21 protein-coding genes are annotated in these 19,542 nt (G+C 62.2%); 16 read left to right on the top strand and 5 right to left on the bottom strand.

Annotated elements, in window-relative coordinates:
* Positions 1-4: 4 nt before the first annotated feature.
* The 11 genes from AAHB17_RS12260 to AAHB17_RS12210 are packed head-to-tail and all read left to right on the top strand — an operon-like array spanning position 5 to position 9,691.
* Entirely contained in the window at positions 5-298 is a 294-nt protein-coding gene (locus tag AAHB17_RS12260; RefSeq protein ID WP_342130871.1) for a subunit of meta cleavage enzyme, read from the top strand.
* The gene (locus AAHB17_RS12255) at positions 291-1,127 is read left to right on the top strand and encodes a DODA-type extradiol aromatic ring-opening family dioxygenase (protein WP_342130870.1); all 837 of its coding nucleotides are present in this window, start codon (positions 291-293) and stop codon (positions 1,125-1,127) included. The genes AAHB17_RS12260 and AAHB17_RS12255 overlap by 8 nt, the downstream gene beginning before the upstream one ends.
* Positions 1,124-1,948 (top strand): alpha/beta fold hydrolase, encoded by an 825-nt coding sequence (locus AAHB17_RS12250; RefSeq protein ID WP_342130869.1) that lies wholly within the window; start codon positions 1,124-1,126, stop codon positions 1,946-1,948. Before AAHB17_RS12255 ends, AAHB17_RS12250 begins: the two co-directional genes overlap by 4 nt.
* A complete protein-coding gene (locus AAHB17_RS12245; RefSeq protein WP_342130868.1) occupies positions 1,945-4,293 on the top strand; it encodes a xanthine dehydrogenase family protein molybdopterin-binding subunit in 2,349 nt (782 codons plus the stop codon). Before AAHB17_RS12250 ends, AAHB17_RS12245 begins: the two co-directional genes overlap by 4 nt.
* A gap of 1 nt (position 4,294) precedes the next feature.
* Entirely contained in the window at positions 4,295-5,059 is a 765-nt protein-coding gene (locus tag AAHB17_RS12240; RefSeq protein ID WP_342130867.1) for an SDR family NAD(P)-dependent oxidoreductase, read from the top strand.
* 36 nt (positions 5,060-5,095) lie between these two features.
* A complete protein-coding gene (locus AAHB17_RS12235) occupies positions 5,096-6,013 on the top strand; it encodes an ABC transporter substrate-binding protein (protein ID WP_342130866.1) in 918 nt (305 codons plus the stop codon).
* Positions 6,014-6,033: 20 nt separating this feature from the next.
* Positions 6,034-6,501 carry a (2Fe-2S)-binding protein gene (locus AAHB17_RS12230; protein ID WP_342130865.1) on the top strand — a complete coding sequence of 156 codons (468 nt, stop codon included), beginning with the start codon at positions 6,034-6,036 and terminating at the stop codon, positions 6,499-6,501.
* An 11-nt stretch (positions 6,502-6,512) separates the two neighbouring features.
* Complete coding sequence (locus AAHB17_RS12225; protein ID WP_342130864.1) at positions 6,513-7,313, top strand: FAD binding domain-containing protein; 801 nt, start codon at positions 6,513-6,515, stop codon at positions 7,311-7,313.
* A 35-nt stretch (positions 7,314-7,348) separates the two neighbouring features.
* Positions 7,349-8,158, top strand: a complete 810-nt coding sequence (locus AAHB17_RS12220) for an ABC transporter ATP-binding protein (protein ID WP_342130863.1) — start codon at positions 7,349-7,351, stop codon at positions 8,156-8,158.
* 1 nt (position 8,159) lies between these two features.
* A complete protein-coding gene (locus tag AAHB17_RS12215; RefSeq protein WP_342130862.1) occupies positions 8,160-8,924 on the top strand; it encodes an ABC transporter permease in 765 nt (254 codons plus the stop codon).
* Positions 8,921-9,691: an ABC transporter permease gene (locus AAHB17_RS12210; RefSeq protein ID WP_342130861.1), complete on the top strand. Its 771-nt coding sequence runs from the start codon at positions 8,921-8,923 to the stop codon at positions 9,689-9,691. Before AAHB17_RS12215 ends, AAHB17_RS12210 begins: the two co-directional genes overlap by 4 nt.
* An 87-nt stretch (positions 9,692-9,778) precedes the next feature.
* On the opposite strand, the gene AAHB17_RS12205 is transcribed toward AAHB17_RS12210, so the two are convergent.
* Complete coding sequence (locus tag AAHB17_RS12205; RefSeq protein WP_342130860.1) at positions 9,779-10,783, bottom strand: helix-turn-helix domain-containing protein; 1,005 nt, start codon at positions 10,781-10,783, stop codon at positions 9,779-9,781.
* 128 nt (positions 10,784-10,911) lie between these two features.
* Here AAHB17_RS12205 and AAHB17_RS12200 point away from each other — a divergent pair, with 128 nt between their 5' ends.
* Entirely contained in the window at positions 10,912-11,823 is a 912-nt protein-coding gene (locus tag AAHB17_RS12200) for a LysR family transcriptional regulator (RefSeq protein WP_342130859.1), read from the top strand.
* 157 nt (positions 11,824-11,980) lie between these two features.
* Here AAHB17_RS12200 and AAHB17_RS12195 read toward each other — a convergent pair whose 3' ends face one another.
* The 3 genes from AAHB17_RS12195 to AAHB17_RS12185 all read right to left on the bottom strand — a co-directional run bounded on the left by AAHB17_RS12195 (position 11,981) and on the right by AAHB17_RS12185 (position 15,972).
* Entirely contained in the window at positions 11,981-13,303 is a 1,323-nt protein-coding gene (locus tag AAHB17_RS12195; protein ID WP_342130858.1) for an MFS transporter, read from the bottom strand.
* A gap of 77 nt (positions 13,304-13,380) precedes the next feature.
* Positions 13,381-13,860 (bottom strand): VOC family protein, encoded by a 480-nt coding sequence (locus AAHB17_RS12190; RefSeq protein WP_342130857.1) that lies wholly within the window; start codon positions 13,858-13,860, stop codon positions 13,381-13,383.
* Between the two features lie 279 nt (positions 13,861-14,139).
* A complete protein-coding gene (locus tag AAHB17_RS12185) occupies positions 14,140-15,972 on the bottom strand; it encodes a PAS domain-containing protein (protein WP_342130856.1) in 1,833 nt (610 codons plus the stop codon).
* A 47-nt stretch (positions 15,973-16,019) separates the two neighbouring features.
* On the opposite strand from AAHB17_RS12185, the gene AAHB17_RS12180 reads away from it, so the two are divergent.
* The 4 genes from AAHB17_RS12180 (at position 16,020) to AAHB17_RS12165 (ending at position 18,973) form a co-directional block, all read left to right on the top strand.
* Positions 16,020-16,163 (top strand): hypothetical protein, encoded by a 144-nt coding sequence (locus tag AAHB17_RS12180; RefSeq protein ID WP_342130855.1) that lies wholly within the window; start codon positions 16,020-16,022, stop codon positions 16,161-16,163.
* Positions 16,164-16,595: 432 nt separating this feature from the next.
* Positions 16,596-17,555 (top strand): hypothetical protein, encoded by a 960-nt coding sequence (locus AAHB17_RS12175; protein ID WP_342130854.1) that lies wholly within the window; start codon positions 16,596-16,598, stop codon positions 17,553-17,555.
* Between the two features lie 8 nt (positions 17,556-17,563).
* The gene (locus tag AAHB17_RS12170) at positions 17,564-18,043 is read left to right on the top strand and encodes a hypothetical protein (protein ID WP_342130853.1); all 480 of its coding nucleotides are present in this window, start codon (positions 17,564-17,566) and stop codon (positions 18,041-18,043) included.
* Positions 18,044-18,052: 9 nt separating this feature from the next.
* Positions 18,053-18,973, top strand: coding sequence for a DUF4365 domain-containing protein (locus AAHB17_RS12165; protein ID WP_342130852.1), 921 nt, complete (start codon positions 18,053-18,055; stop codon positions 18,971-18,973).
* 94 nt (positions 18,974-19,067) lie between these two features.
* Here the strand turns inward: AAHB17_RS12165 and AAHB17_RS12160 are convergent.
* Positions 19,068-19,542, bottom strand: a 475-nt coding sequence (locus AAHB17_RS12160; RefSeq protein ID WP_342130851.1) for a hypothetical protein, incomplete at its 5' end; no start/stop codon positions are given.

The raw sequence follows: 19,542 nt of genomic DNA, 5'->3' as shown, positions 1-19,542 counted from the left end.
AGACATGCCCACGCCACAGGCGTACTGGATGAATCGCATTTTGTTCGACGTGCACCATCAGGCGAGCCACCTGGAACGTTACAAGGCCGATCCCGATGCCTACATGCTGGGGACACCGTTGTCGCCTGAGCTCAAGGCGGCCATTCGCGACAACGACATCGGCGCGATGTACCTCGCAGGCGTCAACCCCTATCTTTTGCGCGCGCACTGCCTGGGACTTCACATTTCAGAGAAGACCTTCCTGGAGTCGTTGCGCGCCGTTGCCGAACCCAACAGCAAGGACGCCACCCATGGCTGAGATCGTTTCCGTGCATGCCACCAGCCACACGCCGGTGATGATCAATTTTGCGGACGCAGTTCCAGCAACTGATCGCGAGGACATTTTTGCCGCCTACCGCACCGTCGGGCAGGAGATCCTGGACGCACGGCCCGACGCGTTGATCGTCATTTCCGACGACCACGTGCACAACTTCTTCATGAACAACTTTCCGGCGTTCTGTATCGGCGCGGCCGCGAACTACCCCACGCCCGTCGAGCACTGGCTCAAGGTCAGGAAGCAGACGCTTCGCGGTGACTCGCAGCTCGGTGCGCACCTGCTGGGCGAGGCTCTCCAGAACGGCTTCGATCCCTCGTTTTCCATGGACCTGACACTGGATCACGGTGTGCTGACGCCGCTGCACTTGGCGGACATCACCGCCGACGTCGCGGTCGTGCCCGTGCTCGTCAATTGCGTGCAGCCGCCGCTGCCGCCGATGTCGCGTGCATTGCAGTGGGGTCGGTTCCTGGGCCAGGCTTTGGCCAGTTACGAGGGATGTGCGCGGGTGTCTGTGTTGGCCACCGGGGGCATCAGCCATGACATCGCCACGCCACGCATGGGTTTGCTCAACGAGGACTTCGACCGCGAATTTCTCCGGTTGCTGGGCGGAGATGACGAAGCCCTGGTGCGTTACGCCACCGATCACGTCAACGAGGCGGGAAATGGTGCGGAGGAAATTCGCACCTGGCTGGTGGCCCATGGCGCGGCCCAATCCTTCGGCGCCAGGTTCGAGCCGATCTACTACAAAGGCGTTGCCAACTGGTACACCGGCATCGGCCTTGGGCGCTGGGTTTCGAGAGGCGTCGCATGAAGCGTCCTGCACTCCATTTCCGCCAAGACGGCGATGCACAGGCTCCTGCGCTGGTGTTGTTGCATTCGCTCGCCACCCACAGCGAACTCTGGGCGTCGCAGCGTCGGGTGTGGTGCCAGATGTTTCGGGTCATCAGCGTGGACCTGCCCGGGCATGGCGCCAGTCCGGAGTGGTCCGACGGGTTTACGCTGAACGACTTGGCCGACGAGGTGCTGTCTGTGCTGGATGGTCTGGGGATTGAGCAGGCAGCCGTCGTGGGACTTTCACTGGGCGGCATGGTGGCACAGGCGTTGGCGCTGCGTCACGGCGCGCGGGTCCAGGCCCTGGTGATTGCGCACGCAGGTGCTCGGACCGATGCGGCCGTGCAGGAGATCTGGAATCAACGCATCGCCCAGTTTGAGTCCCGCGACATGGAGGTATTGAGCCAGTCCACGTTGCAACGCTGGTTTCCCCGTGAATTCGCCGAGCAGTCGCCACTGACGTTGGCCTGGGTGGCTGGCATGATCCACGCGACCCAACCTGGCGGCTACATCTCGGCGATACGTGCGATACAGGGACTGGACCACTTGGACCGCCTGCACACCATCACGGCTCCTACCCTGGTGTTGGCTGGTCATGCCGATGCAGCGGTGCCCCCGGCGGTGGCCCGACAGCTGGCTGAGCAATTGCCCAACGCCCAACTGCGACTGCTGGATGGCACCGGACACCTGGGCAATGTCCAGGCACCGATCCAGTTCACAGAGATCGTGGGGGCGTTCCTGCAAGCTGCGCTGAGCGTTCCGCTCGCGCACATCAAAACGACCATGGAGACTTTGAAATGAACGCCACGGTGCAAGTACCCGACATCGCCCGGATCGGTACCTCGATGTTGCGGGTCGAAGACCACAAGTTCCTGACCGGACGTGGCCGCTATGTCGACGACATCGTGTTGCCTGGCATGTTGCATGGTGTACCGCTGCTGTCGCCCTATGCCCACGCCCGTGTCGTGTCCATTCGGACCGAGGCGGCCGTCGTCGCCCCTGGGGTGGTCGCCGTTTTGACGGGACAGGATCTGGAGACCGATCGGTTGGGCGGCATGCCTCCTCTTTTCATGCCCGAGGACATGGGCGGATCCAAGGGGTATCGCACGTCTCGCCCCCTGCTGGTTTCCGATCGGGTCCGATGTGTCGGCGACCGGGTGGCCTTCGTGGTGGCGCAAACGGCCGCGCAAGCGCGCGATGCGCTCGAACTCATCGAAGTGGAGTACGAAGCCTTGCCTTCTGTGACCTCACTGGAGGATGCCGTCAAAGACGGTGCCCCCCAGTTGTGGGAGGGCGCTCCTGGCAACAGGTGCTGCATGGTGATGTTTGGCAACGAGCAGGCGACAGACGCAGCTTTCGACCAGGCCGTCCACATCACTTCGTTGCAGATTGAAAACAACCGGCTGAGTGCCAACTCCATCGAGCCTCGGGGAGCCATTGGCGCCTACGACGAGGCCGAGGGCACGTACCTGCTGTACACCAGTTCTCAGAATCCACACGGTGCGCGCCAGATGCTGGCCACCCAAGTCCTGCACGTTCCCGAGACGGCACTGCGGGTCATTTCACCCGATGTGGGTGGGGGGTTCGGCATGAAGGCCGATGCATACCCGGAGGACGGTCTGGTGCTGTGGGCTGCACGACGCTGCGGACGGCCGGTGAAATGGGTTCCCACGCGTGGCGAAAGCTTGGCCACCGACAACCACGGGCGGGATCAACGTGTGTCCGCCGAGATGGCCTTGCGCGCGGATGGCAAGATTCTTGGTATTCGGGTCCGCTCCATGCACGCCTTTGGCGCCTATGTGGTGTCTGCCGCGGTGGCGCCATTGACATTCGCCATGCGATTCGTTCCGGGTGTGTACGACGTGCCCGCGTTTCATGGCGTCAACGTTGGGATCTTCACGAACACCTCACCCACTGGTCCGTACCGAGGCGCCGGTCGGCCTGAAGCCACCTATGTGTGCGAGCGGCTGCTGGACCAGGCGGCGTTCGAGTTGGGGCTTGACGCAGTTGAGATCCGCCGGCGCAATTTCATCCAACCGGATCAGTTGCCCTATGCCACCCAGACCGGATTTGTGTACGACAGCGGTGACTTTCCCAACCTGCTTGACCAGTGTCTCGAACTGTCCGACGCCCGTGGCTATGCATCCCGGCGAGAGGCCTCGGTAAGCGCGGGGCTGTTGCGTGGCCGAGGGATCGGCTTCTTCATCGAGCAAGGCGGTGTTTTCAACGATCAGATGACCGTGCGGTTCGACCCGAGCGGAGGGGCCACCATCTTGGCCGGCACACATTCCCACGGCCAAAGTCACGCCACGGTGTTCTCTCAGCTGGTGTCCGAGTGGCTGGGACTTCCGGTGGGTTCCATCCGTTACGTGCAAGGGGACACGGACAAGGTGAGCTTTGGGCGTGGCACCTACGCGGCGCGTTCGTCCATGATCGGTGGCAGTGCCTTGCGTCTGGCATGTGACCAGTTGGTCGCGAAAGCGAAGCCGTTGGCTGCATTTCTCTTGCAGTGCGAAGCGCACGCCGTGCGCTACGAAGGCGGCCATTACCTTGTTGATGGCGGAGGTCGGCAGATTCCGTTTGTTGAGGTTGCGAAGGCCTGCTTCATCAAGGCGGGGCCGCTTTCCCAGTTCGGCGTCGGGCTTGAAGCGACAGGCACGTGGAATACCGATCCGCCCAACTTCCCAAACGGCTGCCATCTGTGCGAGGTTGAGATCGATCCCGAAACAGGGGTTGTTCGCGTCGACCGCTACAGCGCGGTGGACGATGTCGGGCGAGCGCTCAACCCCATGGTCTGCGAAGGGCAGATCCACGGGGGTGTGGCGCAAGGCATTGGACAGGCTTTGCTCGAACACGTGGTGTACGACCGCGAATCCGGTCAGTTGTTGAGTGGCAGCTTCATGGACTACGGCATGCCACGCGCCGACGACCTGCCCGCTTTCAACGTGAAGATGGCTGAATTTTCGTGTACGACCAATCCCATCGGCGTGAAGGCGGTGGGCGAGGGCGGCACCATCGGGGCACCGGCCGCTGTGATGAACGCTGTGCTGGACGCGTTGCGTCCCTTGGGTATTCACCACCTGGACATGCCTGCCACGCCTCTGAAGGTGTGGAACGCCATCCATGCCGCCAACAAGGCGCACTGACATGCCGCGTCTGCAGCACAAGACCGTGGTCATCACCGGAGCAGCCAGCGGCCTGGGGCGTGCGACCGCTTTGGCGTTTGCCCGAGAGGGCGCAGCACTCGCCTTGACCGACATCGACGAGACCGGCTTGCTTGCTGTCCGCGATGAGGCCGATGGGCTGGGGGCTCGCGTGGTGGCGCTGACGGGTGACATCACACAATCGCAGACCCACAGCCAATTGCGGGATCTCGCGTTGGCGTCCTTTGGTGCCATCCACGGGTTGTGCAACGTGGCGGGCACCCTGGGGGCCGGCACCATCGATGACGTTGATCTGGACCGATTTGACCACGTCATGCACGTGAACTGTCTGGCGCAATTGCTGGCCATCCAGGCGATGGCGCCTCCACTGCGGGCATCGGGTGGAGCCATCGTCAATGTGGCCTCAGTTGGCGCCCAGGGCGGCCTGCCGCTGATGAGCGTGTATTGCGCGTCCAAGGCCGCCGTACTTGGCATGACGCGCGCCGTCGCGGTCGAGCTCGCGCCCGAAGTGCGCTGCAACGCGGTCTGTCCCGGTGGCATCGACACCCCGATGTCCCAAGGCTTGTTGGCGAGCGTGTCGGCCGACCAGCGTGAATCGCTGCTGGGCAAGCTGACCGGGCGCCAGTTGATTCCCCGCTTTGCGACGCCTGACGAAATTGCCGCGACGGTCCTGTTCCTGGTCAGTGACGACAGTGTGTTCCTGACCGGCTCTGTTCTTTCCGCCGATGGCGGGCACACCGCCTGGTGATCCCTTTCCCTTTGATCCCCACATAAGGAGACATTCATGTTCAAGCCTCTTATTCGACTCTTTGCCGCGCTGGCGGTGACCTTGGGCGCGATCGGCGTTTCAGCGCAAACCACCAAGCTCAACGTGGGCTATGTCCCGGCGGGCGACTGGTTGCCCGCCTTGGTGGCCAAGGACAAGGGCCTTTTTGACAAGCGCAACCTCGACGTCACCTTGACGAAGGTGGCCATCATCTCCAATGTGCCTTCGGCCATCCTGTCGGGCAGTTTGCACTTGGGTGTGAGCACGCCCACAGTGCTGATCGACGCCGCCGACGCTGGTCTGCCGTTGGTGGGCGTGGCGGGTGGCACCCGGTTTGTGAAGAACCCGGCCATCTTCAGCGTGGTGGTGCGCCAGGGCCTGACGGCGACCAGCGCCAAGGATCTCGAAGGCAAGCGTGTGGGCGTGCCTGGCTTGCGCAGCATCGCGGATGTGCTGTTCCGCAAGTGGCTGCTGGACAAAGGTGTCAACCTGGCCCGCGTCAACATCGTGGAGGCACCATTTCCCCAGATGCGGGACTTGCTCAAGGGTGGAACGCTGGACGCCGTGGCCGTGCTGGAGCCCTTCCGCTCTCGGATCGTGGCCGACAACACCGGTTTTCGTCTCGCTGATTACGTTGCCGAGGTCAATCCCGATGTGCTGGGTGGCGTGTGGGTGGGGCAGCGCGAGTGGGCGCTTGCCAACCCCCGTGCTGTGACGGCGTTCCGTGAATCCCTGGCCGAGGCCATCGACTTCATCAAGACCAACAACGAGGAAGCCCGTGCCATCGAACTGAAGTACCTGGGATTCAGTACGCCGGTGCTGCTTCCGTATTCGCTTCCTGTGAGCAACGCCGATCTGGAAACCTATGTTCGTTATGCCCGCGAAGTGGGCTACCTGAGCAAGCCGGTCGATGTCAGCCAGATGCTGGTCCGTTGATGACGATGCTGGAGGACACCATGCAAGTCGATATCACGATCAATGGGAAACCGGTTCGGGGCGATGTGGAAACACGGACGCTGCTGTCGGACTTCATCCGGGAAACCGCTGGTCTGACCGGAACCCACCGAGGCTGTGACACCGCCCAATGCGGTGCGTGCACCGTCCATCTGGATGGCAAGGCGGTCAAGTCCTGCAACCTATTGGCATTGCAGGCGAATGGCCGGTCGGTGGCAACCATCGAGGGCTTGGCGGCCCCCGATGGGACCCTTCACCCCATGCAGCAGGCCTTCCGTGAATGCCATGGCCTGCAGTGTGGCTACTGCACGCCAGGCATGGTGATGAGTGCCATCGATTTGTTGCGTCGCGATCCCCAGGCGAACGATGCCGCCGTCCGCCACGGATTGGAGGGCAACCTCTGTCGCTGCACGGGCTACGAGAACATCGTCAAGGCCGTGCGGATGTGTGCCCAACGTGCCAGTGCGTGAGGAGGGCAAGCATGTACGCGTTTGAATACCATAGCGCCCGCTCCACGGACGACGCAAGGCGGGCCTTCGAGGGGTTTGCCGACGCACGTTATCTGGCTGGTGGCCAAACCTTGCTTGCCTCGCTCAAGATGCGTTTGGCCCAACCGGATGCCCTGGTGGATCTGGGGCGGATTCCGGATCTGAGCGGCATCCGTTCCTTCGAGTCGACACACCTGATCGTTGGTGCCATGACCACCCATGCGGAGGTCGCGGCGTCCGACGAGGTCCGACGTGCAATTCCAGCGCTGACCACATTGGCGGGCGGCATTGGCGATCCGATGGTCAGACACCAGGGCACGGTGGGTGGCTCGCTGGCGAACAACGATCCAGCAGCCGACTGGCCAAGCGCCTTGCTCGCACTGGATGGCGCGGTGGTCACGGACCGCCGTCGCATGGGCGCGGACGACTTCCTGCTCGGCTTGTTCACCACAGCCTTGGAGCCGGGTGAGCTGATCCGTTCGATCGAGTTCAGGCGTCCGAGCCGGGCCGCCTATATGAAATTCAAGCACCCGGCCTCCCGTTTTGCCTTGGTCGGTGTGTTCGTGGCCGACTTCGATGGCAGCGTGCGCGTGGCGGTGACCGGCGCGGCCGCCTGCGCCTTCCGTTGTGTTCCGTTGGAGGAGGCGCTCACCCGCAGCTTCAGCCCAGACGCAGTCAGGGAGGTGCACATTGACGACAGCGACTTCAACACCGACCTGCAGGCGACGGCGGCCTACCGTGCGAATCTGGTGCGTGTCATGGCCAGCCGTGCCGTGTCACACATCCTGCGTTGAACGAACCCGCAGCTTCACTCCGATCTTCATACGTCATGTTGTCTCCCAATCCTCACTTCAATTCGACGACCACATCCCCGGCGTCGCTCGAACCACCCGCGCTCGCGTTGCACGATGTCACCATGTCATTTGGTCCCCGAGTCGTGATCGACCGCATGAGCTTTGCTGTGCGACCGGGAGAATTTTTGTGTCTGGTGGGGCCCTCCGGTTGTGGCAAGACCACCTTGTTGCGGTTGCTGGCCGGCCTTGCCTCACCCACCACGGGTGAAGTGCATTTTCATGGCGAAACGATTCATGGGCCTTCGCTGGAGCGTGCCATCGTGTTCCAGGACTATGGTCGCGCGCTCTTGCCATGGCGCACGGTGTCGTCCAACGTCGCACTGGCGATGGAGGCATGTGGTGTTCCCGCTAATGAGCGTGAGGCCCGTATCGAGATCCTCTTGCAGACCACGGGACTCACACAGGCCCGAGACCGTTATCCGAACCAACTGTCGGGAGGCATGCAACAACGGGTCCAGATCGCGCGCTGTCTGGCTCAAAAGCCGCGTTTGTTGCTCATGGATGAGCCTTTTGGCGCGCTGGATGCCATCACCCGTCAGCACCTACAGGACGAGGTGGCGAAGCTTGCGGCCGAACATGGGACGACCGTGGTGTTCATCACCCACGATCTGGAAGAGGCGATTTACTTGGGTGACCGGGTGATTGTGTTGGGTGCCAACCCTGGCCGTATTCTGGAGGCGGTGGATGTCGGTATAGAGCGGCCCCGCTCGCAGCTCACCACGCGCGAGCATCCACGTTTCCTCGCGCACCGCCATCACCTCCACGGACTGCTGGAGGGCCATTGACATGAAGCGCTATGTGTTGGGGGCCATCATCCCCGCCGCCTTGCTCTTGGCGTGGGAAGGTTGGTGGTACGTGGACGCGTGGCGATTGGAGTCCCTGTCCCGGCCAACCGATGTCGTGCGTGCTTTCGTGAGCGGCCTCGGCGACGGCAGCGTGGTTCGTGCAACCTTCCAGACCCTGGAAGCGGCCCTGGCGGGCTTGTTGACCGCCTGTGTCATCGGGATGACCGTGGGCATTGGCCTGGGTTTGGCACCCAAGGTGGAGCGCATCGTGGCGCCCACGATCGATGCCCTGCGCCCGATTCCCTCGGTGGCATTGATTCCGCTGTCGCTCATGATCTTTGGGTTTGGCGCGACCATGCAGGTAACGGTGGTGGCATTTGCCTGCTTGTGGCCCGTGTTGCTGATCACGATCTCCAGCGTCAAGGGCATAGAGCCACGCTTGCTGGAGGTCAGTCGGGCGTTGCAGTTGAACGCGTGGCAAAGGACCACCAAAATTGTCCTGCCTGCTGCCTTGAGCGGCATGGTGGTGGGGCTCAGATTGGCATTGGCCATTGCCCTGATTGTTTCAATCACCGTGGAGATCGTGATCAATCCCCGCGGCTTGGGGCACGAAATGATGTCGGCTCAACAGGCCTTGCGCTTCGACCAGATGTACGCCCATTTGTTGTGGGTGGGCTTTCTGGGGTGGGCCATCAGCGCCCTGTCCCTGGCAGGCATACAGCGTTTGCCGGGCGTTCGCCTCGGATCGACGGAAGGAAATACATGATGAAACGGTCCCATTTCCAGGAACGTGTCGCAGCCGTGGGCTTTGCGTTGGCGCTGGTCGGCTTGTGGCAGCTGCTTGCAACCCTGCAATGGATTTCACCGCTGTTCTTTCCGTCACCTGGGCGCACCTTGGGGGCACTGTGGCAGCAGGCTGCCGACGGTCGGCTGTGGGAGCCCTTGCTGGCGACGGTGGAACGCATGGTGTGGGGATGGCTGCTGGCTTCGGTGCTCGGGGTACTTCTGGGCGCGCTGATTGCGGGTTCCCTGCTCGCGCGTCGGCTGCTGGATCCCCTGTTGGAGTTCATGCGACCGCTGCCGGCCTCCGCGATCATCCCCATCGCCATTCTTGCGTTCGGTCTGTCTTCCACGATGTCGCTTGCCGTGATTGCGTTCGGTTCCATCTGGCCAGTGCTGTTGGCCAGCGTGCAGGGTTTTGGCGCGGTGGATGAACGCTTGCGCGAGGTATCGGCGGTGATGAGGATGTCGGCCTGGTCCCGCTTCATGAAGATCGACTTGCCCAGTGCAATGCCGGGCATTTTGGCTGGTGCGCGCGTGGGGTTGGCGGTGGCCCTGATCCTGGCGGTGGTCACTGAAATGCAGGCGTCGCTCACCGGCATTGGTCAGAACATACTGCTGGCACAGCGGTCTTTCAAGACCCCCGATTTGTACGCTGGCGTGGTGTTGCTGGGCGTGATTGGCTTCATCACCTCCACCGTCATTCAAACGGCGGAAAACCATGTCCTGCGGTGGCGCGGCAGCGCCACTTGATCCTGGGATTCCGCGGGTCGACTGGGTGCCAACCCGCGGGCGCGCGGGGTGGCGGCGGAGGTACGCCAGCGTTGCGATGACGTCAGATCAGCGCAATTCGATCGATTCGGTGGTGTGGATGCCGGCGTTCTTGCGCAGCTCGCGTGGGGTCATGCCGAATTCGGCTTTGAATGCTCTGCTGAAATGCGAGACGTTGCTGAAACCCCACTGGAAAGCGATCTCGCCAATGGTTTTGGTTCTCAGGCTTGGTTGTTCTAGATCCCGCCGACAACGTGCCATCCGTTCGGCCCACACCCACCGCATCAAGGGTTTCTGTGCATCGTCGAACAACTGATAGACATGCCTGGGAGACAGGTTGACCCCGCTGGCGATCATGTTGGCGTCGAGGTTGCTGTCGCTCAGGTTTTCCCGGACGAAGCGAACGATGCGTTGGCGGTGCATGGACGCCAGGCGGTTCGGACAGTGTTCGGTGGCCTGGACGCTGGAGCGCACCACAGGGGCCAGCAGATGCAGCAGGGCGTCTGCAATTTCGTCGGCCACGTCTTCGGTCAATGAGGGTGCCATGGTGAACACCTCGTCAACGGTTGAGCGAAACAGTGCGCCAACACCGCTGTCACAACGGATCGCGCGGGCGGTGGCCACGTCCAGTTCAGGGACCAGGTGACGCAGCTCGGTGGCGTTGACGTAAAGCGAGTGGGTCTCGATTTCCCCTGTCTCGATGTAGAACGGGCGGGAAGGGTCGATCACGAAAAGATCACCCGTCTCAATTCGGTTTTCTCGTCCTCCCTGGGAGACAACGGCGGGTCCCTTTTTGTGCAGGGACACCAACAAGCGGGTCTCTTTCCCGGCTGGCGCTGGGGATGAAACGGTCGAATGCGGCGAAAAGCGCAAGGCGGCAAAACGAAGTTTACGCCCGCGATAGGCCATCATCTGCGCAGCCAAGGGACGAGCCTCCAGGCTTTTCACGTTGAGGCCAACCGAGAACATGTCTTGCATGCGCTGGCGAAATGCGTGCGCCTTGGCGTCGTCAGACGGGCCTTCCGTGGCGAAGTGCGGCAGGTACTCGCTGCCCGATGGCATGCTGTGGCTCATGGTTGTCTCCTGTGTCGCTCGGGTGCCGACCTTGGGGTGCGACTGTGCCAGCTTGCGTGGTTCTGCGGAAATGATTACTGTTGATAGAACCTATCCATCGGGTGGATAGGTTGTCGAAGACCCGGATCGTGCGAATCAATAAACTGGACCTGAATCAACTGGCGCTGCTGGATGCCTTGCTGCTGACGCGAAGCGTCAGTCGCGCAGCTGTCGTGGTGCACCTGAGCCAACCGGCCGTGAGCGCGGCCCTTGCCAAGTTCCGCGACTATTTCGGGGATCCCCTCATGATTCCCCATGGACGAAACCTGGTCCTTACGCCGTTCGCTGAATCGCTGGCCGAACCTGTTCGTGATTTGCTGTTGCAAGTCCGGGCGCTGACCCGACGGCGCCCCGAACTGGATGCATCGAAGATCGAACGGGAGATCACCATCGTCGGCTCGGATTACGTGCAGTCGGTGTTTCTCGCGCCCTTGTTCCGCCGGGCAGCGCATGAAGCGCCTGGTTTGCGCTTTGACGTTCGATCCATCAGCGGCTACATCAGCGGCGAGCTCGACCAGGGTGACGTGGACATCGTTGTGTCGCTGGCTTCTGGCGTCTCCGATCGCCATCCCAGCGAGGTTCTTTATCAGGACGACTTCTCGTGCCTGGTGTGGACAGGTCACCAAACGGTGAAGGATCGGTTGAGTTTGGCCCAATTTCAGTCACTGGGACATGTGGCGGTGGTGTTGGGCCATGGTCGTGTGACGACTTTGGATCAAATTGCCATTGAGGAGCAAGGGATCCGTCGGCGCGTGGAAATTCGGGCGCCTACGTTTTCCATGGTGCCTGCTTTTCTTGAGAACACCCAGCGTGTGGCGACCGTGCAGACCCGTCTCGCCATGTCCATGCGGTCCCAATGGCCCATTCGACTGGTGCGCTGTCCGATCAAGATCAGTCCGGTCGTCACCGCTGTTCAGTGGCATCGCTACCAAACCTTGGACCCGGCGATTTCTTGGGTGAGAGAGACGTTGAAGGATGTGGCAAGAGAGTTGCGCCATTGAGGCGGTTGATGCCGACCTCTATGTCGTTGTTTGAACCGGTCATCTTGAATCTGGGCATGCATCTTTCGGAGCAGGCTGCACTCGCTCGGCGTTGATTTCCATCCGCCTATCGACACCAGCAAGCGCACCGAGCCTGGTGCACAGACCAAGGAAACCGCTATCCCTGTGCCCGGTGTGGCGGTGCATCCGGCTGCAGCCGGTCGCGTTGCGCGAGTGCCGGAAACAGCCGGAACCACAGGGCCACCACCACCAGCGTGCCGACCCCACCCAGCAACACCGAGCCCACCGGGCCCAGCAAGGCCGCCGTCGCACCCGACTCGAACTCCCCCAGTTGGTTGCTGGCACCGATGAAGACCGAGTTCACCGCGCCCACGCGGCCCCGCATCTCGTCCGGTGTTTCGAGCTGGACCAGCGACTGGCGGATGACGACGCTGAACATGTCGGCCGCGCCGCCGATGGCCAGCACCGTGAAAGCGACCCAGAAGGAGGTGGTCAGCGCGAAGCCGATCATCGACAGCCCGAACACCGCCACCGCTCCCAGCAGCCAACGCCCGGCACGCCGGGCGATCGGCATGCGCGACAGGTACAGCCCCACCACCACCGCGCCCAGTGCTGGCGCCGAGCGCAGCAGGCCCAGGCCTTCGGGGCCGGTGTGCAGGATGTCGCGCGCAAAGATGGGCAGCAAGGCGGTGGCGCCACCCAGCAGCACGGCAAACAGGTCCAGTGAAATCGCACCCAGCACCACCGGACGGTTCCAGATGAAGCGGATGCCGGCCGTCAGCTGCGCCAGGCCAGGCGCGGCGCGCGGGCTCTGCACGGGCCGATGCCGGATGCTCAGCACGCCGTAGATCGCCAGGATCAGCAGCAGCAGCGAGACGCCATAGACCACCGCCGCGCCCCAGTGCGCGCTGGCCTGGGCACCGTGGTCAGCGCCCGCGAATTGGCCGGACACCCAGGGCCCCAGGGCGTAGAGCGCGCCGCCCAGGGCCGGGCCGGCGATCACCGCGGCCTGCATGGTCGAACTCGCGGCGGCCACCGCGCGGGGCAGCAGCTCCGGAGGCACCAGCGTGGGCATCAGGGCCTGCTGCGCGGGCATTTGCAACGCGCGTGCCATGCCCAGCAGGATGGACAGCAGCAGGATCATGTTCGGGCCTATCCAACCCTGGGCGCTGGACAGCGCCAAGCTGACCGCGACCACCCATTGCAGGCCCAGGCTGCCCGCCAGCAGCAGGCGCCGGTCGTGCTGGTCCACCAGGTGGCCAGCCGGCAGCGTCAGCAGCAGCGCCGGCAGGAACTGGGCCAGGCCCACCAGGCCCAGTTCCCAGGCGCTCCCGGTCAGGTCGTACATCTGCCAGCCCAGCGCCACCATCAGCATCTGGTTGGCGGCGCCACCGGTCACGCGCGTGCCCAGCAGGCGCAGGTAATCGTGTTGCTGGCGCAAGCGTGCCGCGCCGGTGGAAATCGGTTGCGAAGGATTCATCCAGCGAGTCTATGCCGCGCCGGACCATGCGCTGGCAGATTGGGAAGGGGCCCAACCCAGCGTGGACACGGGATGCGTCAGCCGCGTCGGGCCGCCTCGATCGCCGCGATGTCGATCTTGCCCATGGTCATCATCGCCTCGAACGCCCGCTTGGCCGCCGCCCGGTCCGGATCGGTGTAGGCGGCTGTCAGCGCGCGCGGCGTGATCTGCCACGACAGGCCCCACTTGTCCTTGCACCAGCCGCATTCGCTGGCCTGCCCGCCGTTGCCGATGATCGCATCCCACAGGCGGTCCGTCTCGGCCTGGTCGTCCGTCGCCACCTGGAACGAAAATGCCTCGCTGTGTTTGAACGCCGGCCCTCCGTTGAGGCCCAGGCAGGGAATGCCCATCACTGTGAACTCGACCGTCAGGATATTGCCCTCCTGCCCCGAGGGATAGTCGCCCGGCGCTCGGTGGACCGCACCCACCCTGCTGTCCGGAAACGTCGCGGCATAGAAGGTCGCGGCTTCCAGCGCGTCGTCGGTGTACCAGAGACAGATCGTGTTTTTGCTGATCATGGGGGCTTCTCCTGGGTGGGGGTGGGCCGCTTGGGCTGCCACGAGGGGAGGGCACTTGGTGTGCCTGGGGGTGTGCAAGTTGGATTGTCTGCCTGGGCGGGGATTGAGAGGTTGTTGTTACAAATGGAGCGAACGGCGGATGCTTGTTCCGTGATGGCCGTTGGCTGGATGATGGTTTTGGTGAAAATCGATGCGGGGGGCGTATGACCTGCATGCAGCGATTGCTGCCGGTTGTCAGATAGGCGCCGTCGGATCGCTTTCGGCACCATGAACTGACATTCAGGAGCTGGAGCGACAGGTAGGTTGAAACACGCACACGCCCAATGACTGGCTTTTGGCCTGGTACATTGCGGTGTCTGCGGCACGCAGGTAGTCGTCCACCGTCGCCAGCATGGATGCACTGCTGACCAGTCCAATACTCGCGCCACTGATCACGGTGTGTTCGCCGACCACGTAAGGCGTTGCGAGGGCGGCGGCGATCTGTTGGGCGCGGTTGCTGGCTTCAGCGGGATCAATGGACTCCAACAGCACATTGAACTCGTCGCCACTCATGCGGGCGACCAGATCAACCGCCCGCACGCAGGATTCGAGCCGCCGCGCCACCTGCTGCAACAGCCGGTCGCCCACATGATGCCCGTAGTTGTCATTGACGGCCTTGAACCCGTTGAGATCCAGAAGCAGCACGGTGAACATTGTGGCTCCATCGCGTGTTGGCACGCCATCACCGTTCGCAGCCTCGTTCTGTTGCAGCGCCATGAGATTCGCGAGGCGATCGCGGAACAACGGCCGGCCGGGCAAGCTGGTCAGCGCATCGTAGGAACTGCCACGGTCAGCCAGATCGCTCAACGAGCCCGCCATGCGCACCGCAACGCCGTCTTCAAACTCGGCGAGCCCGCGCCAATTGACCCACACCAGCCGTCCAGCCGCGTGGAACGCGCGGAAATCCACCGAAAAGTTCGGGCTGTTCCCCGACAGGTGCCTGCGGTAGGCCGCCTGCACGCGCACGCGATCTTCAGGATCGATGAGCTGCTCCAGAAAGCTCCAGCCACCGTCGTGCACATGATCGCCGCTACCCAGCCCGACGATCTGGTGAAAGCGCCCGGACACATGCAGGGCGTCCGTTCGCAAGTCCCAGTACCAAATGCCGTCATTGGATCCGCGGCTCGCCAGCGAGTAGCGGTTTTCGGAGCGCAACAACTCGAGCTCGGTGTTCTTCTGCTGGGTGACGTCGATCATCAGGCCGATCATGCGGTTCGGCCGCCCCGGCTCGACCACTGCGCGGCACAGATCGCGCACCCACACGACCTTGCCGGACTTTGCAATCAGCCGATAACTCATCTCGTAGGCATAGCTGTGCGTGGCGTTGTAGGCGGCATCATCGATAAGCACGGCCTGCGCCAGATCATCGGGATGCACATGCGCCCGCCAAAAGCCCGGGTCAGACCGCCACTCCTCCACGGAGTAACCGAACAACCGTTCGACCTGCGGGCTTAGGAAAGTATTGCCCACGCCGATTTCAGCTTCCCAAACTACGCCATCAATGGTTTCCAGTAAGCGCAAAAAGCGCTGGCGAATCTCCACCAGCACCTGCTCGGTGACCTCGGTGATCTCGACCAGGACACCCTGGCGGCTGATCACCCGCTCCGCCGCATCCGTCTCCGGGTGGAGTTTCAGACGCACCCAGCGATAGTCCGTGTCGGCAAATCGCAACCGGAACACCGGCATGCCCGAGCGCATGGTGCCAACGTCGCCGGGATGCACAAATTCAAGCAGAGACCTGCCGAGCGCGGCCTCTACCGAATGGCCGGTGAGCGTGGTCCACGCCGGATTCAGGTAAGTGATCTCCCACAGCGCATCGGTTTGCACCACTGCCTCGGGCAGCAGGTGCAGCAGCTGTGCGGACGGCGTGAAAGTGGTAGGCATGCAGGGCTGTCGCAAAAAAGGGGGCAGGTGAACAACGGATAGGAAAATCAACCACACCAGTTTAAGTATGGCAGGGGTTCTGGTCAGCATCGGGGAGTTGGTAGCGGCCGCCAAGGCAGCTCCCGGCAAGATGAACCATGGATCTGCGGGACCTGGCAGCACGTTCCACATGTCGGCCGAGTTGTTCAAGGCCGTCGCCGACGTCAACATTCGCTCCGGCTGGCACGCCCAAACCGGTGATCGACAAACTCAATGCAACACTGCGCAATGTGCTGGAGCGACCAGCCATCAAGGAGCGTATGGCGAAGAACGGATTCAAGCCTATCCCTTCCACTGCAGCTGAAGCGAGGGCACGCCTGGAGCGCGAGCTTCAGATGTGAAGCCAGCTGATCTAGGAGCGCGACATTGCAGAGTGAAGAGAGCAAAGGCGCTCCGTGCTGTTGTCATGGTCGGACATGCTTACCGCCTACAGGTAGCTTGATTCGACGTAGAGTTTCGAAGGGCGACTGTGCAGCGGGTGCGGTCCTTCAAGTCGCTGAGGTCAGCGCTCCAAAGCGGCCTTTCAACGTTGGATGCAACGGGCGCCGGAGCTCGGTGGAGGAAACCAACCTGCGCAGTTTGTCGCCCCCTTGACAGAGCAGTTGAGCTGCACTTTCGATCTCCGAAACGTGACCAACGAATCAAGTGGGAGGCCGATGGTGGTAAGACCTTCTTTACCAACAGTCTTACGTTCCGCCGCGGCAAGTAGCTGGACGAATTTGCGAGGCCGCGGAAGGGGCGAGTCGGTTAGGGGCCTCCCTTATTATGCAAGCGTGCGATTACCAGACTACAAATATCCCGTCGATCAGTGCAGCGTGCCCGCGGTAAGGCGGCCTGCCCTCGAAGCCTACAGGACTTTCCGGCGCGATTGCCTGGAGCGGCTGCAGGGCGAAGCCGACACGTCGGTGCTGAACCAGGTGCTGAACCTGACCTGGCACACGGCCGTGTTCCGCACCCTTAACGAGAGTCGACGGCTGGAGCCTACCCGCAGCGTCAACGGCGCGATGTGGGAGCTGATGACGGCTGGCTACTCGAACATCATCACGCTCGGCATCCGGCGTCTGGTCGACACCCACCCCAACGCCGACTCAGTCTGGAACGTCATCGGCCGGATTGAGCGGCGACCCGAACTGCTCACCCGCGAGTTCTACGTCTGCCATGACGGATTACCCTTCGACGACGAGACAGTCTACAAAGCGCACCTGGAGACGTACAAGTCCGATCCAAGCTCGCAGTGGCTGGCGACGACGGGACCCGAGGCCTTCGACACTGCGGCACGCATGCATGAGGCCTTTGACGCTGTCTGCGGCTACCCGCGGGCACGCAAGCCCCTGGACCGCATCGACGGGTCGCTGCTCGCGAACCTGCGCGCTCAACTGAAGCATCCGACCATCGAGAAGGTGTGCACGATGGTCGACAAGACAGTCGCCCATGCTGAGCGCCTCGCCGCCGACGCACCGGCCGTTCCCGTGGCGACCTACAACGATATTGACGAGGCCCTGGGCATCATCGTGCGTGTGTGCCAGCTCGTATCCTGGAATCTCCTGGCCGAGGGCGGCTTCGGTTCAGTGGTCGCAACGCCGCAGTTTGACGTCCTGGAGCACCTGGATCAACCGTGGAGCCTGCCGGAGACGTTGCCCGCCCTCCATGAGCGCTGGCACGAGATTGCGCGGTCAATGGATGATTGGGCGTCGACCAGCGAGGCCAGCCTGCTGCCGAAGAAGCCGACCTGAGGAGCACCATGCAAGACATGTTTCGCCATCTCCATTTCGACCCGGAACTGGCCGTCGAGTTCTTGGCAGTGTTCTCTCGCATGGAGTACGCGCTGAAAGTAGGGGGCTTCGCCGTCGGCAACGACAAAGGCGTAGACCCAAACTGGGACGCCTTCGCCAACAGCGTCAACGCAGCCTTCATGGCGATTGCCGACGCAGACGTTGTCGAGGCCCAGAACTATTTGCTGCATTCCCCGCCTCGCAAGCATGTCCTGCTGGGCGACCAGCTCGGCTTCGCCGATCAGAAAATCGACCCCAAGCAAGCGCCGACGCAGCAGGGAATTCGCATGGTTCGCACCGTCAGGAATAACTTGTTCCATGGTGGGAAGTACCTGCCAGACGGCGAACAGGAGCCCGGCCGCAATGAGAAGCTGGTGCAGGCCAGCCTGCATGTTCTGCGAGCTTGTGCGGTACTCGACCATCGTGTGCAGCTGAACTTCGAACACTGAGACAACAGCATGGATACAGGACTGACCGAGCGCCAAGGCGTAGCTGCGCTGGCTGCGTTCTTCGCCAAGAATGGCTGGTACTTCCGCGAACAGTTCACCCACGATTGGGGCATTGATGCGCACGTTGAAATAGTTCGCGGGGGCGCTCCTACCGGCGAGCTAATTGCACTTCAAATCAAAGCTGGAAAGAGCTATTTCTCGAACGAGACGGATGACTCAGTACCGTTCCCCTCGGACGAGAAGCACATCCGATACTGGACGGAGCACTCTATGCCCGTCGTCGTGGTGCTATTTCATCCCGAGACGCAGCAGATGTATTGGCAGCACATCTCGAAGCAGACAGCTGTGAGCACGGGGAAGGGATGGAAGGTCGTTGTTCCTAAAGCCCATTCGTTTGATGACCCCGAGCGCACGCTTCGCCTGCTATCCGAGATTCTTCAGCCTGAGCCGTATGTCAGGCGGTTGAACAAGCTTCGCGTCGACCGCCGCTGGATGGAGCGCATTGCCGACGGGGATCAGGTCGTCGTCGAATTCGACGACTGGGTCAACAAATCTCTTCCGCGGTATCAGGTCACTCTGTCATGCTTTGAGGAGTCCGAGGTGCTGCCGATGACCTACATGCCTGGCACCGGCATTGAAGGCATGCTCGAACACCTCTTTCCATGGGCCGAGTTCTCGATGAACGAGGATGCGTACAACGAGAATTCGGAAGAGCCGTGGGATGAGGATGCCCACCCTGAGCGCGACTACTTCGTGCCGGTGTACGAAGACGGCGAAATTGAGCGTTACAGCCTGGTACTTTCGTTGAACGAGCTGGGTGAAGGCTTCCTTGTGACCGACGCCTTTCTGGATGCCGACTCGGATGAGCCGCGCTCATTCACGCTTGAGGATCTCGAGGCCGAGGCGGCTAGAACCAGGACTCAGCGTTAGGCGGCGAGCCCTGCTCCTGGGGGATTTTTCCACGGCCTTCCCGATGGTCAAAATTCAAGACTGATAGCCCGCGCGAGCAGCTCCAAGCTCTTGTTCAAACGGGAGGAACGGCGTCGTCCGCCGCCTCCATGGACAGCAATTCCTTGGCACGCAGCTCAGCGACGATGAGGCTGGATAGTTGTGACAGCATTTCCTCCGGTTGCGAGCGAATCCATGCTTTCACCTTGTCTGGTGTCAGGGACGAGTCGGTAATCAAGCCGGCAATCGCAGAAGCTGTGATGCGCGACAAGCCGAACTCGACGAGAGACCTGCCCGTTGTCGTGGAGACCCCCAGCTCGAGGGCGAGTGAAAAGTCGTAGACCAGCGGAACCATTTCAGGCCGCCCCTCTGCTTCAAGGGCGTATTTAAGGAGATCGACGTAGGCTTTCGCCCACTGGACGAGCTTGAACCGTATCGTCTGTTCGATGAGCGTGAACATGTCGCGAATGGCCGCGTCGACTACCGCCTGATCGGGCTTGGATTTCGTCGCCTTCCTGGCGACCGACAGCTTGAACTTGACGGCCTCCCGA

The sequence above is a fragment of the Hydrogenophaga sp. OTU3427 genome, assembly GCF_038440225.1.
Classification (GTDB): domain Bacteria; phylum Pseudomonadota; class Gammaproteobacteria; order Burkholderiales; family Burkholderiaceae_C; genus Hydrogenophaga.
The sequence above is the reverse complement of the archived record's forward strand: the minus strand, read 5'-3'. Positions and strand labels throughout refer to the sequence as shown.

Bases quoted from the DNA above. Each gene is read 5' to 3' on its own strand.
- AAHB17_RS12260 (WP_342130871.1), top strand. From the start codon at position 5: ATGCCCACGCCACAGGCGTACTGGATGAATCGCATTTTGTTCGACGTG.
- AAHB17_RS12255 (WP_342130870.1), top strand. From the start codon at position 291: ATGGCTGAGATCGTTTCCGTGCATGCCACCAGCCACACGCCGGTGATG.
- AAHB17_RS12250 (WP_342130869.1), top strand. From the start codon at position 1,124: ATGAAGCGTCCTGCACTCCATTTCCGCCAAGACGGCGATGCACAGGCT.
- AAHB17_RS12245 (WP_342130868.1), top strand. From the start codon at position 1,945: ATGAACGCCACGGTGCAAGTACCCGACATCGCCCGGATCGGTACCTCG.
- AAHB17_RS12240 (WP_342130867.1), top strand. From the start codon at position 4,295: ATGCCGCGTCTGCAGCACAAGACCGTGGTCATCACCGGAGCAGCCAGC.
- AAHB17_RS12235 (WP_342130866.1), top strand. From the start codon at position 5,096: ATGTTCAAGCCTCTTATTCGACTCTTTGCCGCGCTGGCGGTGACCTTG.
- AAHB17_RS12230 (WP_342130865.1), top strand. From the start codon at position 6,034: ATGCAAGTCGATATCACGATCAATGGGAAACCGGTTCGGGGCGATGTG.
- AAHB17_RS12225 (WP_342130864.1), top strand. From the start codon at position 6,513: ATGTACGCGTTTGAATACCATAGCGCCCGCTCCACGGACGACGCAAGG.
- AAHB17_RS12220 (WP_342130863.1), top strand. From the start codon at position 7,349: ATGTTGTCTCCCAATCCTCACTTCAATTCGACGACCACATCCCCGGCG.
- AAHB17_RS12215 (WP_342130862.1), top strand. From the start codon at position 8,160: ATGAAGCGCTATGTGTTGGGGGCCATCATCCCCGCCGCCTTGCTCTTG.
- AAHB17_RS12210 (WP_342130861.1), top strand. From the start codon at position 8,921: ATGATGAAACGGTCCCATTTCCAGGAACGTGTCGCAGCCGTGGGCTTT.
- AAHB17_RS12205 (WP_342130860.1), bottom strand. From the start codon at position 10,783: ATGAGCCACAGCATGCCATCGGGCAGCGAGTACCTGCCGCACTTCGCC.
- AAHB17_RS12195 (WP_342130858.1), bottom strand. From the start codon at position 13,303: ATGAATCCTTCGCAACCGATTTCCACCGGCGCGGCACGCTTGCGCCAG.
- AAHB17_RS12190 (WP_342130857.1), bottom strand. From the start codon at position 13,860: ATGATCAGCAAAAACACGATCTGTCTCTGGTACACCGACGACGCGCTG.
- AAHB17_RS12170 (WP_342130853.1), top strand. From the start codon at position 17,564: ATGCAAGACATGTTTCGCCATCTCCATTTCGACCCGGAACTGGCCGTC.
- AAHB17_RS12165 (WP_342130852.1), top strand. From the start codon at position 18,053: ATGGATACAGGACTGACCGAGCGCCAAGGCGTAGCTGCGCTGGCTGCG.